The 19304-nt window shown below is 60.4% G+C and carries 23 protein-coding genes and 2 pseudogenes; 15 read left to right on the top strand and 10 right to left on the bottom strand.

Going from position 1 to position 19304, the window contains the following annotated elements:
* Positions 1-25: 25 nt before the first annotated feature.
* Positions 26-919, bottom strand: coding sequence for a DMT family transporter (locus tag BVG79_RS05605; protein WP_085786021.1), 894 nt, complete (start codon positions 917-919; stop codon positions 26-28).
* A gap of 165 nt (positions 920-1084) precedes the next feature.
* Between BVG79_RS05605 and BVG79_RS05600 the strand changes: the two genes are divergently transcribed.
* The 9 genes from BVG79_RS05600 (at position 1085) to BVG79_RS05560 (ending at position 9757) form a co-directional block, all read left to right on the top strand.
* A complete protein-coding gene (locus BVG79_RS05600) occupies positions 1085-2938 on the top strand; it encodes a glucose/sorbosone family PQQ-dependent dehydrogenase (protein ID WP_236951429.1) in 1854 nt (617 codons plus the stop codon).
* A gap of 97 nt (positions 2939-3035) precedes the next feature.
* Entirely contained in the window at positions 3036-3398 is a 363-nt protein-coding gene (locus tag BVG79_RS05595) for an MmcQ/YjbR family DNA-binding protein (RefSeq protein ID WP_085786019.1), read from the top strand.
* On the top strand, positions 3398-3751 hold the full coding sequence (locus BVG79_RS05590; protein WP_085786018.1) for a YigZ family protein: 354 nt from the start codon (positions 3398-3400) through the stop codon (positions 3749-3751). Before BVG79_RS05595 ends, BVG79_RS05590 begins: the two co-directional genes overlap by 1 nt.
* Before the next feature lie 6 nt (positions 3752-3757).
* Positions 3758-5176 carry a SulP family inorganic anion transporter gene (locus tag BVG79_RS05585; RefSeq protein ID WP_085786017.1) on the top strand — a complete coding sequence of 473 codons (1419 nt, stop codon included), beginning with the start codon at positions 3758-3760 and terminating at the stop codon, positions 5174-5176.
* 139 nt (positions 5177-5315) lie between these two features.
* On the top strand, positions 5316-5879 hold the full coding sequence (gene rfbC, locus BVG79_RS05580) for a dTDP-4-dehydrorhamnose 3,5-epimerase (RefSeq protein WP_085786016.1): 564 nt from the start codon (positions 5316-5318) through the stop codon (positions 5877-5879).
* A gap of 2 nt (positions 5880-5881) precedes the next feature.
* Positions 5882-6931: a dTDP-glucose 4,6-dehydratase gene (gene rfbB / locus BVG79_RS05575; protein WP_085786015.1), complete on the top strand. Its 1050-nt coding sequence runs from the start codon at positions 5882-5884 to the stop codon at positions 6929-6931.
* Entirely contained in the window at positions 6928-7779 is an 852-nt protein-coding gene (rfbD, locus tag BVG79_RS05570; protein ID WP_085786014.1) for a dTDP-4-dehydrorhamnose reductase, read from the top strand. Before rfbB ends, rfbD begins: the two co-directional genes overlap by 4 nt.
* The gene (rfbA, locus tag BVG79_RS05565) at positions 7776-8651 is read left to right on the top strand and encodes a glucose-1-phosphate thymidylyltransferase RfbA (protein ID WP_085786013.1); all 876 of its coding nucleotides are present in this window, start codon (positions 7776-7778) and stop codon (positions 8649-8651) included. Before rfbD ends, rfbA begins: the two co-directional genes overlap by 4 nt.
* A gap of 704 nt (positions 8652-9355) precedes the next feature.
* Positions 9356-9757 (top strand): winged helix-turn-helix transcriptional regulator, encoded by a 402-nt coding sequence (locus tag BVG79_RS05560; protein WP_198167896.1) that lies wholly within the window; start codon positions 9356-9358, stop codon positions 9755-9757.
* On the opposite strand, the gene BVG79_RS05555 is transcribed toward BVG79_RS05560, so the two are convergent.
* Positions 9758-10744, bottom strand: coding sequence for a M23 family metallopeptidase (locus tag BVG79_RS05555; protein ID WP_198167895.1), 987 nt, complete (start codon positions 10742-10744; stop codon positions 9758-9760).
* Between the two features lie 177 nt (positions 10745-10921).
* Here BVG79_RS05555 and BVG79_RS05550 point away from each other — a divergent pair, with 177 nt between their 5' ends.
* Positions 10922-11407 carry a thermonuclease family protein gene (locus tag BVG79_RS05550; protein WP_198167894.1) on the top strand — a complete coding sequence of 162 codons (486 nt, stop codon included), beginning with the start codon at positions 10922-10924 and terminating at the stop codon, positions 11405-11407.
* 42 nt (positions 11408-11449) lie between these two features.
* Here the strand turns inward: BVG79_RS05550 and BVG79_RS05545 are convergent, their stop codons facing one another.
* Both BVG79_RS05545 and BVG79_RS13635 read right to left on the bottom strand, forming a co-directional pair.
* A complete protein-coding gene (locus BVG79_RS05545) occupies positions 11450-12451 on the bottom strand; it encodes a YrzE family protein (protein ID WP_157115634.1) in 1002 nt (333 codons plus the stop codon).
* A gap of 330 nt (positions 12452-12781) precedes the next feature.
* Entirely contained in the window at positions 12782-13054 is a 273-nt protein-coding gene (locus BVG79_RS13635) for a hypothetical protein (RefSeq protein ID WP_085786011.1), read from the bottom strand.
* 245 nt (positions 13055-13299) lie between these two features.
* Between BVG79_RS13635 and BVG79_RS05535 the strand changes: the two genes are divergently transcribed.
* Positions 13300-14283 carry a Hint domain-containing protein gene (locus BVG79_RS05535; RefSeq protein ID WP_085786010.1) on the top strand — a complete coding sequence of 328 codons (984 nt, stop codon included), beginning with the start codon at positions 13300-13302 and terminating at the stop codon, positions 14281-14283.
* A 20-nt stretch (positions 14284-14303) separates the two neighbouring features.
* On the opposite strand, the gene BVG79_RS13740 is transcribed toward BVG79_RS05535, so the two are convergent.
* Complete coding sequence (locus BVG79_RS13740) at positions 14304-14444, bottom strand: hypothetical protein (protein WP_236951428.1); 141 nt, start codon at positions 14442-14444, stop codon at positions 14304-14306.
* 533 nt (positions 14445-14977) lie between these two features.
* Here BVG79_RS13740 and BVG79_RS05525 point away from each other — a divergent pair.
* Positions 14978-15580 (top strand): annotated as a pseudogene (locus BVG79_RS05525) (IS3 family transposase); the annotation flags it as partial.
* A gap of 54 nt (positions 15581-15634) precedes the next feature.
* Positions 15635-16180, top strand: a pseudogene (locus tag BVG79_RS05520) (tyrosine-type recombinase/integrase); the annotation flags it as partial.
* Between the two features lie 149 nt (positions 16181-16329).
* Here BVG79_RS05520 and BVG79_RS13485 read toward each other — a convergent pair.
* From BVG79_RS13485 to BVG79_RS05505, 3 genes are all read right to left on the bottom strand, one after another.
* On the bottom strand, positions 16330-16548 hold the full coding sequence (locus tag BVG79_RS13485; protein ID WP_157115633.1) for a hypothetical protein: 219 nt from the start codon (positions 16546-16548) through the stop codon (positions 16330-16332).
* Between the two features lie 108 nt (positions 16549-16656).
* Complete coding sequence (locus tag BVG79_RS05510) at positions 16657-16860, bottom strand: hypothetical protein (RefSeq protein WP_085786007.1); 204 nt, start codon at positions 16858-16860, stop codon at positions 16657-16659.
* Positions 16857-17435: a hypothetical protein gene (locus tag BVG79_RS05505; protein ID WP_085786006.1), complete on the bottom strand. Its 579-nt coding sequence runs from the start codon at positions 17433-17435 to the stop codon at positions 16857-16859. The genes BVG79_RS05510 and BVG79_RS05505 overlap by 4 nt, the downstream gene beginning before the upstream one ends.
* A gap of 144 nt (positions 17436-17579) precedes the next feature.
* Between BVG79_RS05505 and BVG79_RS05500 the strand changes: the two genes are divergently transcribed.
* Positions 17580-17768 carry a type II toxin-antitoxin system HicA family toxin gene (locus BVG79_RS05500; protein WP_085787265.1) on the top strand — a complete coding sequence of 63 codons (189 nt, stop codon included), beginning with the start codon at positions 17580-17582 and terminating at the stop codon, positions 17766-17768.
* A gap of 40 nt (positions 17769-17808) precedes the next feature.
* Entirely contained in the window at positions 17809-18207 is a 399-nt protein-coding gene (locus BVG79_RS05495; protein ID WP_085786005.1) for a type II toxin-antitoxin system HicB family antitoxin, read from the top strand.
* Here BVG79_RS05495 and BVG79_RS05490 read toward each other — a convergent pair whose 3' ends face one another.
* Both BVG79_RS05490 and BVG79_RS05485 read right to left on the bottom strand, forming a co-directional pair.
* The gene (locus BVG79_RS05490; RefSeq protein WP_085786004.1) at positions 18208-18504 is read right to left on the bottom strand and encodes a hypothetical protein; all 297 of its coding nucleotides are present in this window, start codon (positions 18502-18504) and stop codon (positions 18208-18210) included.
* Positions 18505-18564: 60 nt separating this feature from the next.
* Positions 18565-19296, bottom strand: coding sequence for a hypothetical protein (locus BVG79_RS05485; protein ID WP_085786003.1), 732 nt, complete (start codon positions 19294-19296; stop codon positions 18565-18567).
* Positions 19297-19304: the final 8 nt, after the last annotated feature.

Genomic DNA, 19304 nt, shown 5'->3' with positions numbered 1-19304 from the left:
GCAGCGGCAAGCCCCAGCGGCGGTATTAATACTTGCGCCGCGGCTTTTTGAACAATGTCGGACCAAGTTCGCTGATTAAAACGCCAATTACGATGACAACGCCGCCCAGCAACGCCAGCGGGGCCAGCCGTTCCCCCGCGATGCGCCCGATCAGGCCCGCCCAGACAGGCTCGCCGGTGTAGATCACCGTGGCGCGTGTAGGCGACACGGTGCGCTGGGCCCAGTTCATCACCAGTTGGATTAGCGCGCTGGCCGCGCCCAGTGCGACCAAGCCCGCGACCCAGCCCCACGAAAACGCTGGCAGCGGCGCGCTTGTCGCCGCCATAGTGCCGAAAGCCAGAATTGCAACAATCCACAGCTGCACGATAGTCACACGTCGGCTGTCAACCGTGGGGGCGAAATAGCTAATCAGCATGATCTCGGCCGCGACGCCGAGGACACATAGAATCGTCGCCACTTCACCGCGCGAGAGGGAGAGCGTCGCGATCCCTTCGCCCGTGATCAGCAACAGGCCGATGAACGCCAGCGCGATCCCCAACCAACTGAACAGATGCGGCGGGCGGCGAAATACGGCCCATTGCAGCAGCGGGATCAGCGGCACGTAAAGCGTTGTCAGAAAAGCCGATGTGCTGCTGGGGATTGTTTGCAACCCATAGGCCTGCAGGCCGTAGCCGATAAAAATCGACAGCCCGATCAAGCCGCCGGCCAGCACTTCATGCGCCGTAAGCCCTCGCAGATAGCGTGCAAACAGCACGCTGGTCAGCGCCGCCGCCACGGCAAAGCGCCCCCCCATCAGGAACAGAACCCCCGTTTGGGTGACGACGAACTGGACAACAATAAAGCTGGCGCCCCAGATGACGGTAATGCCGATCAGGGACAGTTCGGGAATAGCGGTGCGCAGGCGTGATAGGACTTTCATTACCGCCGGATATTCTGCCCAAAGAAGCGGCGCAAGGGCCGCCCGACATGCCCCGCACCTTTACATCCCATCACAATTTTGAAAGGTTGCGCGCGACATAGTGTCGCGAATCTTCGCACATCGCGAGCGATTCTGACGTCCAAGCCAGAAAGCAAGGAGACGGAAATGTCTAAACTATCCCATTTTGCTGCGCCCGGCATGTTAGCGCAAGCACGTGCCAAGCAGCTGCTGGCCGCTTCAGTCCTGGCTGTGGTTGTCGGCGCATCGGGCGCGATGGCCCAAGTCAACCCGGTTGAAGTCGAGGTCGGCGCGAACAACACCTTTACCTCGCGCGTGCTGACCACCGGTCTGTCGAACCCGTGGGAAGTGACCTGGGGCCCCGACAGCATGCTGTGGGTGACCGAGCGTTCCTCGGGCGAGGTAACCCGCGTCGACCCCGCAACGGGCGAGCAACAAGTGCTGCTGACGCTGACCGACTTTTCGGTCGATGTGCAGCACCAAGGGCTGCTGGGTTTGGCACTGCACCCCGAATTCATGCAAGGTACAGGCAATGATTACGTCTATCTGGTGCACACCTATAATACGGGCACCGAAGATGCGCCGGACCCCAAGCAGAAGCTGGTACGTTACGCCTATGACGCCGATGCGCAGCAACTGGTGAACCCTGTTGACCTGATTTCGGGTATTCCGGCAGGCAATGACCACAACGGTGGGCGCATCAAATTCGCCCCCGATGGCCAGCACATCTTCTACACGCTGGGCGAGCAAGGCGCGAACTTCGGCGGCAACTACCGCAAGCCGAACCACGCCCAACTGCTGCCGACGCAAGAACAGGTCGATGGTGGTGACTGGGTCGCCTACAGCGGCAAAATCCTGCGCGTGAACCTGGACGGCACGATCCCCGAAGACAACCCGACGATAGACGACGTGCGCAGCCACATCTTTACCTATGGCCACCGCAACCCGCAGGGCATCACCTTCGGCCCCGATGGCACAATCTACGCGACCGAGCACGGCCCCGACACCGATGACGAGCTGAACATCATCGCGGGTGGTAGCAACTACGGCTGGCCGAACGTTGCAGGCTATCGCGACGGTAAGTCGTATATTTATGCCGACTGGAGCCAAGCCCCCGAGGGTCAACGCTACACCGGCCGTGCAGGCATCCCCGACACCGTGCCGCAATTCCCCGAGCTGGAATTTGCGCCCGAGATGCACGACCCGATGACCACCTATTGGACGGTCGACAACGATTACGACTTCACCGCCAACTGCGGCTGGATCTGTAACCCGACCATCGCGCCGTCGTCGGCCTATTACTATGCTGCGGGCGAAGACGGGATTGCGGCTTGGGACAACTCGATCCTGATCCCGACGCTGAAGCACGGCGGCATCTATGTGCAACACCTCAGCGATGACGGCCAATCGGTCGACGGCCTGCCCACCTTGTGGTTCAGCACGCAAAACCGCTACCGCGATATCGAAATCGGGCCGGGTAACGAGGTGTTCGTGGCGACCGACAACTTCGGCACCTCGGCGCAGAAATACGGCAACACCGGCTTTACCAACGTGTTGCATAACCCCGGTGCCATTTTGGTCTTCACCTATCTGGGCGAAGATGCGGATGGTCAAACTGGCATGATGACGGCCCCTGCACCGCAAACGCAATACACCTCGGTCGCGACCGAGGGTGCTGCAACCGCCGATGCAACCGCCACCGCCGATGTTGATTACGACACGCTGTTCACCCAAGGTCAGACCCTGTACGGCAGCGCCTGCGCCGCCTGCCACGGTGCCGCAGGTCAGGGAATGCAAGGGCCCGCACTGGCTGCCCGTGCGGATCTGATGGAAGACAAAGACTATCTGCCGCGCACGATCATCCATGGTTTCGGGTACATGCCCTCGTTCGCGACCCGTCTGAACGACGAGGAGGTGGCCGCAGTCAGCACCTATATCCGCAATTCGTGGGGCAATGATGCTGGCATTCTGACGCCAGCTGACGCTGCTGCGACACGCTAAAAAATTAAGGGCGGGCCTGAAAACGGCCCGCCTTTGCTTTGCTGCCCTTTCCCGTTCCCACCGCCCGCGCTAGGTGTTGTGAAAATCGGGGGGCCCCATGCGCGACCAAGACATCCACGCCATTGCCAGTGAACACGCCGAAAGCTTGCTGGCCAGTGTCAGAACGACTCCGTTTGGCCCTGATGCCGTCGTTTACAAGCTGCGTGACAAGATGTTCTGCCTGATAGGCGCCGTTGATGGTCGCCCCGCCGTCACGTTGAAGTGCGACCCCGAGCGGAGCCATTTCCTGCGCGAGCATCTGCCCAGCATTCGCACCGGCTATCATATGAACAAACGGCATTGGATTTCGGTTCTGGCCGGGCCAGATATCGACGATGACCTGCTGCGCGATCTGATCTCGGACGCCTACGCGCTGGTGCGGGACAGCCTGCCCAAAGCCCAGCGGATCGGTTTGGGCTGATGCTGGTAATAGAGGGGGTGATCAGTGATCGCGGTTCAAAATACGCGGTTGCTGGTGGTCCGTGCGAGACCGAGGAAGCCGCAAAAGAATTTCTGCGTTTGCTGAAGAAAAACAAGAAATTCGCCAAGGCCACGCATAACAGCTGGGGACTTTTGCTGGATGGCACCCCCATCAAAAACGACGATGGCGAGGCTGGCGCAGGCATGGTCATTCTGCGGATGTTAGAGCGTGATAATCTGCAAAACCACATCATCGTTGTGACGCGTTGGTTTGGCGGCAAACATTTGGGCGGCGACCGTTTTCGCCATATTCAAGATGCGGTGCGCATCTATCTGCAACAACTGGCTGTGTGACACTGCATGATGACCCGAACTTATCTGCGCCAATGGCGCGATAACCCCGTGCGCGAAGTATTGGCCGGCGCGGTTGCCACCTTTGCGCTGATCCCCGAGGTGATCGCGTTTTCGTTCACGGCAGGTGTCGACCCTGCGGTGGGGCTATATGCCTCGTTTGTAATCAGCGTGGTGATTGCAATCTTCGGAGGGCGCCCCGCGATGATCTCGGCTGCGGCGGGGTCGGTGGCGCTGGTGGCCGCGCCGTTGGTGCGGGATTACGGGATCGAATATCTGTTTGCTGCGGGCATTCTGGCGGGGCTGTTCCAGATTGTCTTCGGGGTCGGGCGGCTGGCGATGCTGATGCGCTATGTCTCCAGCTCGGTCAGAACGGGCTTTGTAAATGCGTTGGCTATTTTGATCTTTGCCGCACAGCTGCCGCATATCGTCAACGCGGGCGTAAGTGGGTATGCCGTGATGGCTGCAGGCCTTGCGATTATTTATCTTGCGCCGCGCCTGACCACGGCCATCCCCGCGCCGTTGATTTGCGTAGTCGCCCTGACGGCGCTGTGCTGGGTGTTCGGCATCGCCGTACCGCGTGTTTACGATTTGGGGCAGATGCCGCAAGGGCTGCCCGCCTTCAAACTGCCCGAAGTTGCGATCGACTGGGCGCTGCTGCAGATCATCGCCCTGCCCGCCTTGGCCATTGCCATGGTTGGTCTGCTGGAAAGCCTGATGACCGCTACCGTCGTCGATGACCAAACCGGAACACCATCCGACAAGAACGCCGAGGCGCGCGGCCTTGGGCTTGCCAATATCGCCGCCAGCCTGTTCGGCGGGATCGCCGGATGCGGCATGATCGGGCAGACGGTTTCGAACGTGAAGTACGGCGGACGTGGTCGCCTGTCCACGCTGGCGGCGGGCGTCATTCTGATGGGGCTTATGGTTGCGGCTGGCCAATTTATCGCACAGGTGCCGGTGGCGGCGCTGGTAGCAATTATGATCATGGTGTCGATCGACACGTTCAATTGGGGATCGCTGCGCAAAATCACCCATACGCCGCCGCTATCAACCTGCGTCATGGGCGCAACCGTGGCCGTCACCGTGGCCAGCCACAACCTGTCGCTGGGGGTGCTTGTCGGCGTATTGATGAGCGGCGTGTTCTTTACCAGCAAGGCGGCTCGGCTGCTAACCGTGGTGCGCGATGGCGACACCTATCGCGTCAGCGGGCCGGTTTTCTTCGCCTCGGCCGATGCCTTTGTCGAGGCGTTCGACCCCACTTTCCACAGCCAGCCTGTCACCATCGACCTGCGCCGCGCGCAATTTATGGACATTACCGCCCGCGCCGCACTGGACAAGGTCGCGGATCGTTTCGCCCGTCATGGCATCGCCCTGACACTACGCGGCGCACCTGCGGCGCCACCCGCAACATCGCCTTTGCCCTAAAAAAAACTTTCAGGCAGAAAAATGCGTAAATTCGTATTGCCGCAATAGTATAGATTGTCGCAATAAAGCTATCATAACAGCGTGCGTGTGGTTGTGTGACAGCGCGTGGGTTAAAATTTTAAGATGCTGGGATTTCAGAATGCAAATTGAAAAGACCGCGTTGGCTGGGGTCGTGTTGATCGTGCCGCCCAAGTTCGGCGATGCACGCGGCTGGTTCTCCGAGACATGGAACGCGGCCAAGATGGCCGAATCCGGGATCGAGATCGACTTCGTGCAGGACAATCATTCCTTCTCGGCCCAAATCGGCACGCTGCGGGGCTTGCACTACCAACGCCCGCCCCACGCGCAGGACAAGTTGGTGCGCTGCACGCGCGGTGTGATTTTCGATGTGGCTGTCGATATTCGCAAAGGCAGCCCGACCTACGGCCAGTGGGTCGGGGCCGATCTGAGCGCCGCGAACGGCCATCAACTGCTGATCCCCAAGGGTTTTTTGCACGGCTTCGTCACACGCACGCCCGATTGCGAAGTGCAATACAAGTGCAGCGATTTTTACGCGCCTGACTGCGATGGCGGCATCCGCTGGGATGACCCGACCATCGGCATCGATTGGGGCTTGGGCGACCTGCAGCCCACCTTGTCGGCCAAAGACACGGTAGCGCCGATGCTGGCAGATTTTGACAGCCCTTTTAAGTGGGAAGCTTAACGATGAAGATCTTGGTGACGGGCGGCGCGGGCTTCATCGGCTCGGCGGTTGTGCGGCTGGCGGTGCAGCGCGGCCATGCTGTGGTGAATGTCGACGCGCTAACCTATGCCGCGTGCCTTGATAATGTCGCAAGTGTGGCGGACAGCCCGCTTTATGCGTTCGAGCAAGCCGATATTCGCGACCGCGCCGCGCTGGATGCGGTGTTCGACCGCCACCAGCCCGATGTCGTCATGCATCTGGCGGCCGAAAGCCATGTCGACCGCTCGATCGACGGGCCGGGTGATTTTGTCGAAACGAACATCACCGGCACCTACAACATGCTTGAGGCCGCGCGCGCCTATTGGACGCGCCGCGGCAAGCCCGACGCATTCCGCTTTCACCACATCTCGACCGACGAGGTGTTCGGGTCGCTGCCCGCCGACCCCACTGTCAAGTTCACCGAAGACACCCCCTACGACCCGCGCAGCCCCTATTCCGCATCGAAAGCGGCGTCCGACCATCTGGTGCGCGCGTGGCACGAAACCTATGGCCTGCCGGTGGTGCTGACGAATTGTTCCAACAATTACGGGCCCTTCCACTTCCCCGAGAAGCTGATCCCCGTGATCATCCTGAATGCGCTGGCTGGAAAGCCGCTGCCGATTTACGGCAATGGCGCGAACATCCGCGACTGGCTTTTTGTCGAGGATCACGCCGACGCGCTGCTGCTGGCCGTTGAAAAAGGGGCGGTCGGGCGCAGCTACAACATCGGCGGCGAGAACGAGCGGACGAACCTTGAACTGGTGAAAACCCTCTGCGCGATTTTGGACCGCAAGCTGCCCAAAGCTTCGGGCAGCTATGCCGACCAGATCACGTTCGTGGCCGACCGCCCGGGCCATGACGCGCGTTATGCCATCGACCCCAGCCGTATTCGGGCTGAACTGGGCTGGGCCCCCTCGGTCACGGTCGAGGAGGGGTTGGAGCGGACGGTAGACTGGTATCTGGCGAACGAGGCTTGGTGGCGCCCGCTGCAAGCGCGCGCGGGTGTTGGTGTCCGCTTGGGTGTCAAGGCATGACGATTCTGGTTTTTGGCCGCACCGGCCAAGTCGCGCTGGAGCTGCAGAAGCTGGCGCCTGACGCGGTGTTTTTGGGGCGCGATGCTGCGGATCTGTCCGACCCCGCAACCTGCGCCGCTGCGATCTTGGCCCACCGCCCCAGCGCGGTGATCAACGCCGCTGCATGGACCGCCGTCGACAAGGCCGAGGCCGAGGAAGCCACCGCCACGATCATCAACGGCGAGGCCCCCACCGCGATGGCCGCCGCCGCCGCGCAGATCGGCGTGCCTTTCGTGCAGATTTCGACGGATTACGTCTTTGACGGCCAAGGCACGCAAGCCTTCACCCCCGACAGCCCTACTGCACCGTTGGGCGCATACGGGCGGTCAAAGCTGAAGGGCGAGGAAGGCACACGCGCCGCAGGTGGGGTTTATGCCATCTTGCGCACCTCTTGGGTGTTTTCAGCGCATGGGCAGAACTTCGTGAAAACCATGCGCCGCCTTGGGGCGGAACGGGCCAGCCTGAACGTGGTGGCTGACCAGATCGGTGGCCCGACATCGGCACGAGCCATCGCGCGAGCGTGCCTGACAATCACCGCAGCCCTGCAGCAAGATGCCACCAAAAGCGGGACGTATCATTTCGCGGGCGCGCCCGATGTATCTTGGGCCGACTTTGCCCGCGCCATCATGGCCGAATCGGGATTACCCTGCACGATCAACGATATACCCAGCAGCGCCTACCCCACACCCGCACAGCGCCCCGCCAATAGTCGTATGGACTGCAGCACCCTTTCGATCTTCGGCCTGGCGCGCCCCGATTGGCGCGCCGATCTGTCGTCAACATTGATAGAATTGAGAGATTTCCAATGACGAAGCGTAAAGGCATCATTCTGGCGGGCGGCTCGGGCACGCGGCTCTATCCGATTACCGTCGGCGTGTCCAAACAGTTACTGCCGGTTTATGACAAGCCAATGATCTACTATCCGCTGTCGGTGCTGATGCTGACCGGCATCCGACAGATTGCGATTATCACCACCCCGCAAGATCAAGACCAGTTCCAGCGCACCTTGGGCGATGGCAGCCAATGGGGCCTGTCGCTGACGTGGATCGTCCAACCCTCGCCCGATGGTCTAGCGCAGGCCTATCTGTTGGCGGAAAGTTTCCTCGACGGAGCGCCGTCGTGCATGGTGCTGGGCGATAACATCTTTTTCGGCCACGGCATGACCGACCTGCTACGCGCGGCCGATGCGCAAGACAGCGGTGCAACCGTCTTTGGCTATCGCGTCGCCGACCCCGAGCGGTATGGCGTCGTCGCATTTGATGGCGATGGCCGCGTCGAAAGCATCATAGAAAAGCCTGCCGTCCCGGCCTCGCCTTATGCTGTGACGGGTCTCTATTTTATGGACGGTACCGCACCCGAACGTGCGCGTGGGGTGAAACCGTCCGATCGGGGCGAATTGGAAATTACCACACTGTTGGAAAGCTATCTTCACGATGGCGCGCTGACGGTGCAACGGATGGGCCGGGGGTTCGCGTGGTTTGATACCGGCACCCACAGCAGCCTGTTGGATGCGGGGAATTTTGTGCGGACCTTGCAACAGCGCCAAGGCATGCAAGCGGGCAGCCCCGACGAAATCGCCTATGAGCAAGGCTGGATCACCGCCGACGCGCTGGCAGCTCGCGGCAAACTGTTCGGCAAGAATGAATATGGCCAATACCTGTTGAACCTGTTGCAAAGCTAGGCAGTCAAGCTTTGACGATAGCGGCGCGCGGGGTTGATCCGCGCGCTGTGGTGTTAAAATGTCTCGTTCAAATTGAAATATAAAATATTGATATCATTATTGAATTTATTTTCTTTCACGACACCACAAGCTAAGAAGGTCGGGAAGTGTGTTAGCCCGATTCACTTGAAGTCCAGGTGCAGCGGCAGCAGCATGCCAACTTCGCTAAAAGCAGCAAAATAATCCTCGGCGGGGTTGTTGAACGCCTATTCAGGGGTATTCCCGGTGACCGAGAGCATGTATTTGTCCGTAAACTTACCGCCAAGGCCGTAGTTTTCCTTGGGGGCGGCAGCCGTGCGCCGTCGCCTGCCGAGAGTGTGCCGCGCAGGCCCAGCATCCAGACCTCATCCAGTTGACCGAGATTCGCATGAAGACGACGTCGGCGCGGATGGATTTGATGACCCCGGGCGAATGCCCTATACATCGTTTCTAATCGAATTATATACGTTTAACCCATTGTATTCAAATAAGTATTCTGCCTTCTCGACGAAGCTGCAGTTCAGTCTGCCGGAAGACGCGCTGACGCTGTGGTGGCCATTGAAGATCAATAGGTTTTTCACGCTATCAGTCCGTTCCCATCCAACCGGCCGCCACACAGACAGCCGATGCTATGGCATAGATCAGGCGTAGTATATCTTGTAAATCTAGTGTCAATTAGACACCAAATGCCAACCAAGTATACCGGCGTAAACTACCCCATGACCGATTGCGCGTATTTTTCGGCCGAATGTCCCTGCAGGATTCTGTTCGGACAGGTGACCGGCAATTGGACAATGATGGCGCTGAGCGTTCTGAAAGCCGGTCCTATACGCTTTGACGAATTGCGTCGCCATATCGAGAGGGTGACGCAAAAAGCGCTGGCTCAGTGCCTACGGCAGATGGAACATAACGGCTTGATCAGTCGCCGATTCATCGCCAGCTTGCCCGTTTCGGTTGAATACGCAATCACCAATCTGGGGCGGTCGTTGGAAACGCTGCCGGCGGCCCTGCACCGCTGGTCGATCGGCCATTTGCACGCGGTACAGGCCGCACGGATACAGGCCGAGGGTGACTCGCCTGAAATATAATTAATCCTGCTGGACGGTCTGCCCCTTGCGCACCTCACCCTGCAAGCCGGTTTCGCCGTCTGCGGTATAGCGGTTGAATTGGGCGGGCAACCCCTCGCCTTGGCCAAAGGTGGGATCGTTCTGCATATGCATGTGCAGGTGGGGCTCGGTCGAGTTACCGCTGTTCCCGCAGCGCCCGACTTGCTGGCGCGCGCTGATGGTGTCGCCCTCGGAAACGGTCAGGCTGTCTTGCTGCAAATGCGCCAGGAACACGAACTCGCCGTTACCCATGTCGATCACCACATGGTTGCCCAGCGGGTTTACGGGGTCGGTCTCGCCGATGGGTTGGTCGGGCCAGCCGCCTTCTGCGGCCACCACAGTGCCATTTGCAGGCGCCAAAATCGGTTGCCCCCAGCAATAGTAATTCGCCAAAATCGATGCATCGCCGGCATAGCTTTGGCCGTCTTGCTGGACCAGAAAGTCCATTGCAAAACGCTGGACAGGATCGGCAGCATGGTAGTTATCGGCGATGTCGCGCCCGCCCCAATAAACGAACCAAGGCCCATCGAACGGCAGCCGCAGATTGGCTTGGGTTTCATAATCCATCTGGGCGCTATTGGCGGCGACGGGTTGCGGGCGCATCACGAATCCCGCGATTTTCTGCCCCTCGTCCAGCGAGATGACGATTTCCATCGGGTCGGGTGTGTCCGACCAGCGGGCAACGCGGCTATACACGGTGAAGCCGCCGCTTTCGGCGGTCTGTTCGTCGATCACCTCTTCCTCGGTTCCGAATTCGGTGCCGAGGCTAGTGCGCCAAGCGGCCAGATCTTTGGCCGATCCGAAAGCCTGTTGCATATCGGGCGTGGCGGCGGCCCAGATTTGGTCGGTATCGCCCGCGACAAAGGCCGCCGCAATCTGTGCGCCGTCGGCCAAATCATCTGCCAGAACCGGCACGGTGGCGGCCATTTGCCCTGCAAGGGCGGTGTAGAACAAGCCCGTCAGTCGCATGGTTTCCCCCTTTTTAATCTGCGTTTTGCATCTCGTCAGTGTGTGGGGGTAAAGATAGGCAGTAGGCCCAAGGGTGCAAACCGGTCGGGGCCGCGCGCGCGGAAATACGCGCAAACCTGCGCAAATTCGAGCGATTTTCCTGATGCCGTGCCCCGCAGCGGCTGCTAATCAGGCGCGATGAAACTGATGCTGATCCTGTTCGCCGCCATCTGGCCACTTTCGTTGACGCCCGCGCATGCGCAGCAAAACCTGACCGGCGTCGTCTCGGTCATCGATGGCGACACGTTGGATATGCACGGCCAGCGCATCCGTTTACATGGGATCGACGCCCCCGAAGGGCGGCAGGCCTGCGCACGCGGGGGGCATGATTATCGCTGCGGGACCGAGGCTGCGCTGTTCCTGTCCGACTTCATCGGGCGCGCGACGGTGGCCTGCCGCTACCGCGACACCGACCGCTATGGCCGCGTCGTGGCGACCTGTCACGCGAACGGCGCTGATGTTGGCGCGGTGATGGTGCGCAATGGCCACGCCCTAGCCTACAGGCAATATGGCGGTGCGGTTTACGACGGCCAAGAGCGCGCCGCGCGCCGCGAGAAACGCGGCATGTGGGCGGGCGAATTCATCGCGCCTTGGGATTGGCGCCGCCAGCAGCGGCAAAGGTAAAAAGCCCCGCCGAAGCGGGGCTTTTGCCGTAAAGCAGCCGCCTTACGGACGGGCGCGGTTACGACTATTGACGCCGTAAAGGCCTGCGAAGGCGGCCAAGACAGCCCCGACAATCGCCGCTAGGCCTGCCCAAAGTGCTGCGGCGGCGCTGGCCGCGGCGGCTTGGGCGGCGGCCTCTTGCGCTTTAACCTGCAGGTCGGCGATGCGGGTTTGCGTGTCGGCGATCATCTTCTCGGCGTTGTTGATCGCGTCGGTGGCGGTGTTGCGTGCCTGATCAAACGCGGCGATAGCGCGGTCGGTCGCATCGCTGGCTTGGTCTTGCGTAAAGCCGTTTTGCACCAGTGCGGCCTCGATATCGTCGCGGTTTATGTCGTTTGCGATGCCTTCGACGCGGCCGCGCAGGCTTTGGCCCAGATCGGTCGCGATGGCCTCGTAATCGCCGGGGGTCACCGCCAAGCGGCGCGCGGCGGTTGTGATATCGGCTCGTGCCCCAGAAACAGCAGCGTCGATATTTTGGGGCTGCAAGGCCTCAATATCGGTGTTGCGCAGGGCGCCGCGGATGTCGCGCGTCGCGGCGGTCAGGTCGATTTGCGGCAGCATGTCGCCGTCGATCGCACCCGCCAAGGCACCTGCCCCATCCGCGGCAGCCCCCACCACTTGGCCAGCGCCACTGGCAACGCCGCCCACAATCGCGGATGCGCCGCGCAGCACTGTCGCCGCACCAAGGATGCTGAAGATCGCTGCGATGAACAGCGTCAATGCCCACGTCAGAAAGCCATGGATCGCCCCCGAGCGACCGGCAAGGCGGCCCGCCACAAAGCCACCGGCGGCCAAGCTGATCACCAACCCGATGGCGGAGGTGAGGCCGAACGCCATTCCGACGCCATCGACGGGGTTCGCGGCGTTAACATCTACCGCCCCCAATCCTAGGCCGACCCCAATCATGGTCACGACCATGGAAATGGCGAAGACGGTCACCGCACCGGCGATGACTGCGCCCCAAGCTGTTGTTTGTTCGTCTCTAAATGCTCTGGTATCGACCATTGGCCCATCCTTTCAAGCGCGTTAGACTTACCATGCGTCAACTTGACGCACCGCGCGAATGAAATGTCAATATATTAACGATGGGTGGGCGCATGCATTTCTTTCGGCCTATCGGATCAAAGCGGCAGGCACTGAATTCAACCGCCGAAAACCCAGCGCGCCGCTAGCCACAATAGCACGACCAAAACCACGAAAGCCAGCACGACAGCCAGTGCCGGCCGCTTGAACTTTCGTAAAATGAAGCTGCTGGCCCGTGCATCCGCACGCAGTTTCACCGGCGCTGGCGGCCAGCTCGGGCTGGAAGATCAGGGCAAGGCCCGTGCGCTTAGATCAATCGGTGTAACTGCTGCGGCCCGTGATCTGCACATAGCCCAGCCCCATGAAGCCCTTGCCATCCCCTGTCGCGGTGTTGCCGAGGTCGGCCCGTCCCTCGTATCGCAGCTGGGCCGGTGTCGAGCCCCAGATTTCCCGCAGCCAATTGAACGCCTCCGTTTCGTGCCACGCCTTCGCAAGCACATAGGCCGTTTGAGCGCGCGTAAGCCGCTGTTCACGCGCGACGGTGATGATCCGCCGCGCGTGGTCGCTGCCGATGCTGACCGTCATGGCCTGCCCTCCTATGAAATGGAAAACCCCGCACGATGGCGGGGTGTGCGGCCAAATATCATACGTATATGCTATGGGCTTATATGAAATTATATACTAGGTTAGGAATTGGTTAGCATTGGGAACTAAGGTCCCCTCCCGCCAATGATTAAAGAAAGAGGCGTACAGCGCCCGTCTACACGACAAGCATTATTGATTGCATTATATTAAATGAAATCAATGGCATAGATAAGGTTAAGTGAAGTATGATTCGCTTCAATGTGCAGTATTCCACGGAATTCACGTCAAACGACGACGGCACCGTTACCTCTACCTACTGGTCCTATTCACTTGGAAGACCGGAGACCGCATGGGGAGTTGCTAAAGAAGGGACAGACACCGTCTTTCGGGTAGGAGATGAGCTCGAAATTCTCTTTCCTGACAGTCCAACGGGGCCAGGAATAACTATCGAATATCTGGGCACGTCGGGCGGAAATGTATATGCTATAATAACCGCAACCGAATACAACGTTATCGGAGAGGTCGGAACGATTATATCACTTGGTCCCGTCTCGTTCGCGCCTGGCGTTACAATCGAGTTTTCCGAAGTTGGTTTTAATACCAAGACTGGACAAGCCGTCTGCTTTACACGCGGCACGTTGATTGCCACCCCTACAGGTTATCGCACAATCGAAGATCTCCGCGCGGGTGATATGGTCCTTACGACCGATCATGGCCCCCAGCCCATCAGATGGGTCGGCGCAATGAGAGCTGCTTTGGGGACGAAGACTGATAACATGCGCCCGATCTGCATCACGGCTGGCGCGCTGGGGGACAATCTACCCGCCCAAGACCTGCGCGTCTCGCCGCAGCACCGCATGCTTGTGCGTTCGAAAATCGCCGAGCGTATGTTTGGCGGCGAAGTGCTGGTGCCCGCAGTCAAGCTGACGGCCCTGCCCGGCATTTACGTCGATGAAGCCGCCGCGAGCGTCGAATATTTCCACATCCTATTTGACCAGCACGAAATCGTCTTCGCCAATGGCGCTGAAAGTGAAAGCCTTCACACCGGCCCGATTGCCCTCGCCAGCCTTCCAGCAGCGTCGCGCGCCGAAATCTTTGCGATATTCCCCGAGCTGGAGGAAATCGGCGCAGAGCGAGAGCTGGCCCGCGCAGTACCGTCAGGTCGCGCTATCAAGACCTTGATTGAACGCCATGCAACCAACGACAAGTCGATCCAAGCCTCGGCGTAATGCAATCATAGTGAAGGGCGTCACTTCCGCCACGCCTTCCACAACTCGATGGCCTGCTTAGGGTCGTTCACCGCGATCAGCAGCCAGCGCATGACGCCCTCTGCCGTCAGGGTGACGATCGCGACCGCCACAGGCTGGGGCACGTCCGTCAAGGCGGACACCCACTCCGTGGCGCCCCATGCCGCCAGCACAGCCACCACAATCGTCGTGATGACCTGCCACGGGCCAAGCTGCGCTCACTGGTGCGCACTTTCACAATCAGCGCGACGGCCACGCCGCCCCAGAACTCGGGACTGCGCAGCGGGGATGGATCAGACATAGCGCCTCCTGCGCATAAAAAAAGCCCGCACGAGGCGGGTATGATATCAAGTACGACCATGTCTGGCGGCAAGCCACGTGGCATCGTGCAGGTGGCAACCGCGCGTCAACCAGTTGGGCCATTTCGCGTAGTCCTGCGGCTCGACATTGCGCACCTCGCACCGGCAGCCTTGGGCCTGCGCCTTGGTGCTGCGGGGGGCTGGGACGTTTTCAAGGTTCATCGTTTTTACCCCACACAGCGTCGATTGTGTCGTGAATCGGGCAGCCCTCGATCAGCCACTCCGGCCAACGGCGGTTATCAGAGGTGGTTCCGGAAATCTGAACATCTGGGATAAGTGGTTTTTCCGCGCAACAGCGGCATGATGCTGCGAGCGAGGAGAAGACCATGGGCATCGAGGCGCTTTAACGCCGGCCGAACACCTTGAAGCCGGCGCCGGGGCACAAGAGCTACCCCTATCTGCTCAGGAAGCTGCCCATCACCCGGCCCAATCAGGTCTGGACAATGGATGGAACCTACATTCCGATGGCGCGTGGGTTCATCTACCTCGCGCCCGTGCTGGACTGGCTCACACGGCGCGTCCTGGCATGACGGGCGTCGATCACGCTGGAGGCCGATTTTTGCATAGAAGCTGTGGAAGAGGCGCTGGCGCGATACCGCACGCCCGAGATCTTCAATACGGACCACGGCAGCCAGTTCACTTCGACAGACTTCATCAAGGTGCTGGACGCCCGGGAAATCAAGATCAGCATGGATGGCCACGGGGCATGGCGCGACAACCTCGTCGTTGAACGCCTCTGGCGGACCATCAAACACGAGGAAGTCTATCTCCGGGCCTATGCAAGCTTGGCCGAAGCCCGCGCCGGGATCGGCCGATATCTGAACTTCTACAACACCCGCCGTCCGCATTCATCGCTTGACGGGAAAACCCCCGATCACGCTTACTTCAACCATCCAATGCCCGAAGTGGCAGACGCCTAACCGAAGCGGAAAACCACTTGGAAAACGCCCGGAACATATTCAGATAAACCGAACCACCTCTCACAACGCCTCGCAATGGAGCTGCTGTATTGGACGGGGGCGCGCATGTCAGACGCGGTGAGAATTTCCGAAGGTATGGTCGGCCGCGACGGCTGGCTGACGTTCAATCAACAGAAAACCGGCGGCGAGGTTTCGATCCCCGTTATGACCCCAGCGCCCAAGTTTGCAGATCCCACAGATCAGGCTTTGCTGATCGATGCCCTGAACGCACGGCCGCAACGCCATGTGGTCATCATGGTGACGGAACATGGCAAACCCCGGTCGATCAAAGGGGCAAGCACATGGTTTTCAGAAGCGGCATCGACAGCGGGCTTGGTCGGCAAAACGGCACACGGCCTACGCAAGGCCCGCGCCTCTTCCCTTGCTGAAAACGGCGCGACGACCCACCAGATCGGGGCATGGACAGGACATGAATCTCTGGCGGAAATCGACCATTACAGCCGCAAGGCTGAACGCCGTCGCATCCTGATGGGAACAAGTGACGAACGCGATAGTTCCAACTTTTTAAAGATAAGTTCCAACTCGAAAAATAAAACCTGAATTATCAGCGTCTTAAATGTCTGAATTTGGATGATGGCGCACCCGACAGGAGCGCGCAAGTTCATATCTTTCAATAAGATGCCGTGGAAACACCCCAAGCCAACCCACGTAGGAATCAATAGCTTAGCTGGCGTTTTGGAAACGCAGTTCTAGCCGCAGCCAGCGTCGATCAGCCCGATCAACCGCGCCCCAGTCACCACCGACAAATCGCCGCCATCTTCGGCCAGTGCGCGGGCGTGATCAGCGCGGGCCTGCCGCGTCCCATCACAGATCGCGCCCTGACTGACCGCGCTTGCGCAGCCACTCACGAGCATCATCAGCACCCCGAGGGCTGTCCACGTCATCCATGCGCTTGCGTGTCTGGTCATTCGTCTTTCCCTGCCGCTGCCGTTCGTCCGCGCGGCCATTGCGCCGCCCCTGCCACCATGCGAGGGCCAGCGCCCCCGCCCCGATGATGGCCGCAATCAGCCAATCGATCACGTCGTCCACCCCAGCCGCTTGGCCAGCAAATATGCGGCTTCGGTGACGACCCCCACCACCGCCCCGATCAGGATGGTCAGCGCGTTCAGGATGTCGGGGTCATTTGCAATCTGCCGCCCCATGTCCGCCGCAACCACGCCATAGGTAACGAGCGCCGCGGCGACATAGCGCAGGATGATCCGTGCAACCGGTGCAATCATTTCGCATTCCCCTTGATGATGCCCCACAGGGCTTTGATGATCCGCGCCCACAGGCTGCCGCTGTCGTCGGGCAGCAGGGCCATGAAGGCCTCGGCATAGCCCGCGATCAGCGCGGCCTTGTCGGTGCCGTTGACGATCCGCCGCGCGCCCACGAAGTCGGTGCACGCGTCGTTAATGAAGTCGGCCAGCGCATATTTGGTGAACGTGCCGAGGCGCATGCCCTCCACCAAAATGCGCGCGGCGACGGCAGGCTGTTCGGCCAGCTCGGGCTGGAAGATCAGGGCCATTCCCGTGCGCTTTGACCAATCGGTATAGTTGCGCCGTCCGGTGATCTGCACATAGCCCCGCCCCATGAAGCGCTTACCATCGCCCGGCACGGTGTTGCCCAGGTCGGCCCGCCCCTCGTACCGCAGCTGCGCGGGGGTCGGGCCCCAGATTTCCCGCAGCCATTTGAACGCCCCCGTTTCGTGCCACGCCGTCGCCAGCACATAGGCCGTTTGCGCGCGCGTAAGCCGCTGTTCACGCGCGACGATGATGATCCGCCGCGCGTGCTCGCTGTCGATGCTGACCGCCATGGCCTGCCTCCTATGAAATGAAAAACCCCGCACGATGGCGGGGCTGATGGGGATCTGGGATGAAGTTATTGTATATTTATTTACACATTATCCTTGCGCATCCCGCTGCCCTTGTGTATATAAATACACATGAAAGGGAGGGCGATGGAGTTAGAGACCAACTCACGAAAGCTTCTGAAGGTTTTGAAAGATGCAGGGTTCGAGGAAGTATCCAAACGCGGATCACACCTCAAACTACGTAAAGGGGATCAGGTCGTGATCCTGCCCCACCCCAAGAAAGACCTGCCGCTCGGAACCGTCAAAAGCATCTACCAACAGGCGGGGCTGCTCTAGCCCCGCCCACCATCGCCCGCCCGCCGGAAAGGAAACCCCAATGCGTTATTACACCGCCATCATCCACAAAGACGAAGGCAGCGCCTACGGCCTGACCTTCCCTGATTTGCCCGGTGCCTTCGCTGCCGCCGATACATGGGACGATATCCCCAAGGCTGCAACAGAAGCCCTCGATCTCTGGTTCGAGGATCAGCCGGACGTTGCCCCTGCTCCGCTGGACGCTGTTCGCGCACGCCCCGATGTCGCCGCAGAATTAGCCGCTGGCGCGGTGCTGATGCCCGTGCCCTACATCGCCGCAGATACCGCGCTCGAGCGCGTGAACATCAGCATCGAGCGCGGATTGCTACGCGCGATCGATGAGACCGCTAAGTCGCGTAAGATGACCCGCTCATCATTCCTTGCCAGCGCCGCCCGCCGCGAGCTGGTTGGCGCTGGCTGATTACTTCCGCCACGCCTTCCACAACTCGATGGCCTGCTTAGGGTCGTTCACCGCGATCAGCACCCAGCGCATGACGCCCTCTGCCGTCAGGGTGACGATGGCGGCCGCCACAGGCTGGGGCACGCCAGTCAAGGCGGACACCCATTCCGTGGCGACCCACGCCGCCAGCACAGCCACCACAATCGTCGTGATGACCTGCCACGGGCCAAGCTGCTTGCTGGTGCGCACTTTCACAATCAGCGCGACGGCCACGCCGCCCCAGAACTCGGGACTGCGCAGCGGGGATGGATCAGACATAGCGCCTCCTGCGCATAAAAAGCCCGCGGCGGGGCGGGACGACAATGGGCCGGAGTGCGGTTACGCCACCCAATTCATCAGCGCGGCCAGCTGGTCGTCGGTGGGCGTTGACTGCCACAGGCCGATGCGACTGATGGACCCGCGCAGCGAGGGGTTGTTGAGGTTGCTGATGCTGCCAACATAGAACTCTGACCAATTCGTCAGCGCTGGCATTTCAACACTGACCGGATCGGCCCCCGGCATATGGGCCGTGCACCGCAGGCCGTTATAGACCACCACCATCCCGATGCTGCCGTCATTCGCCAGATCCAGCGGCGATGCAACGAAGGGCGACACACCCGCAAAACTTGTGCGCACCTGCTTCGCCCCGCCAGTATAGCGATAGGTCAACCGCTGTTGCGGGGCCGTCTGGCAACTGACGATCCCTTGGTTGTCTGTCAGCAGTTGATCGGGCAGCAGCTTCAGCCGCAGTGCCAAGGTTAGTTTTTCCTGCTGACCGATAGCCGCGCCGGTCAAACCCATCGCGGCGGCAGCCGCCCCTGTCGCTGGGTTACCAAACTGGACAACGCCATCGGCATAAGGCGGGCGGAAGTTGGCATTGGCCTGCGTCAGCGTGCGGCCATTGATCAGGCCTGCCCATTCCGATACCCGCCCGTCGACCAAGGTCAGGGATGAGGGGGTATCCTCCCAGCGATCAACAGGGGCGCTGATACTGGCCAGCACCTCCTCGAGGCTTTGGACCTTGCCAAAGTGAGTGCCCGTCGGGGCGACGAAGTCAAACTGCAAACGCATGATGCGAT

It is taken from the genome of Ketogulonicigenium robustum (assembly GCF_002117445.1).
In the GTDB taxonomy this organism is placed as follows: Bacteria; Pseudomonadota; Alphaproteobacteria; order Rhodobacterales; family Rhodobacteraceae; genus Ketogulonicigenium; species Ketogulonicigenium robustum.
Note: the sequence above shows the minus strand (reverse complement) of the source record. Positions and strands in the feature narration are given on the sequence as shown.

Excerpts from the sequence above, each read along its gene's own strand:
- BVG79_RS05510 (WP_085786007.1), bottom strand. The coding sequence starts at position 16,860 with ATGATTGCACCGGTTGCACGGATCATCCTGCGCTATGTCGCCGCGGCG.
- BVG79_RS05595 (WP_085786019.1), top strand. The coding sequence starts at position 3,036 with ATGCGCGACCAAGACATCCACGCCATTGCCAGTGAACACGCCGAAAGC.
- BVG79_RS05605 (WP_085786021.1), bottom strand. The coding sequence starts at position 919 with ATGAAAGTCCTATCACGCCTGCGCACCGCTATTCCCGAACTGTCCCTG.
- BVG79_RS13635 (WP_085786011.1), bottom strand. The coding sequence starts at position 13,054 with ATGACGGTCAGCATCGGCAGCGACCACGCGCGGCGGATCATCACCGTC.
- BVG79_RS05555 (WP_198167895.1), bottom strand. The coding sequence starts at position 10,744 with ATGCGACTGACGGGCTTGTTCTACACCGCCCTTGCAGGGCAAATGGCC.
- BVG79_RS05600 (WP_236951429.1), top strand. The coding sequence starts at position 1,085 with ATGTCTAAACTATCCCATTTTGCTGCGCCCGGCATGTTAGCGCAAGCA.
- rfbA (WP_085786013.1), top strand. The coding sequence starts at position 7,776 with ATGACGAAGCGTAAAGGCATCATTCTGGCGGGCGGCTCGGGCACGCGG.
- rfbB (WP_085786015.1), top strand. The coding sequence starts at position 5,882 with ATGAAGATCTTGGTGACGGGCGGCGCGGGCTTCATCGGCTCGGCGGTT.
- BVG79_RS05585 (WP_085786017.1), top strand. The coding sequence starts at position 3,758 with ATGATGACCCGAACTTATCTGCGCCAATGGCGCGATAACCCCGTGCGC.
- BVG79_RS13485 (WP_157115633.1), bottom strand. The coding sequence starts at position 16,548 with ATGACCAGACACGCAAGCGCATGGATGACGTGGACAGCCCTCGGGGTG.
- BVG79_RS05500 (WP_085787265.1), top strand. The coding sequence starts at position 17,580 with ATGGAGTTAGAGACCAACTCACGAAAGCTTCTGAAGGTTTTGAAAGAT.
- BVG79_RS05505 (WP_085786006.1), bottom strand. The coding sequence starts at position 17,435 with ATGGCGGTCAGCATCGACAGCGAGCACGCGCGGCGGATCATCATCGTC.
- BVG79_RS05485 (WP_085786003.1), bottom strand. The coding sequence starts at position 19,296 with ATGCGTTTGCAGTTTGACTTCGTCGCCCCGACGGGCACTCACTTTGGC.
- rfbC (WP_085786016.1), top strand. The coding sequence starts at position 5,316 with ATGCAAATTGAAAAGACCGCGTTGGCTGGGGTCGTGTTGATCGTGCCG.
- BVG79_RS05550 (WP_198167894.1), top strand. The coding sequence starts at position 10,922 with ATGAAACTGATGCTGATCCTGTTCGCCGCCATCTGGCCACTTTCGTTG.
- BVG79_RS05535 (WP_085786010.1), top strand. The coding sequence starts at position 13,300 with ATGATTCGCTTCAATGTGCAGTATTCCACGGAATTCACGTCAAACGAC.
- BVG79_RS05560 (WP_198167896.1), top strand. The coding sequence starts at position 9,356 with ATGCCAACCAAGTATACCGGCGTAAACTACCCCATGACCGATTGCGCG.
- BVG79_RS05590 (WP_085786018.1), top strand. The coding sequence starts at position 3,398 with ATGCTGGTAATAGAGGGGGTGATCAGTGATCGCGGTTCAAAATACGCG.
- BVG79_RS05495 (WP_085786005.1), top strand. The coding sequence starts at position 17,809 with ATGCGTTATTACACCGCCATCATCCACAAAGACGAAGGCAGCGCCTAC.
- BVG79_RS05545 (WP_157115634.1), bottom strand. The coding sequence starts at position 12,451 with ATGGTCGATACCAGAGCATTTAGAGACGAACAAACAACAGCTTGGGGC.
- rfbD (WP_085786014.1), top strand. The coding sequence starts at position 6,928 with ATGACGATTCTGGTTTTTGGCCGCACCGGCCAAGTCGCGCTGGAGCTG.
- BVG79_RS05490 (WP_085786004.1), bottom strand. The coding sequence starts at position 18,504 with ATGTCTGATCCATCCCCGCTGCGCAGTCCCGAGTTCTGGGGCGGCGTG.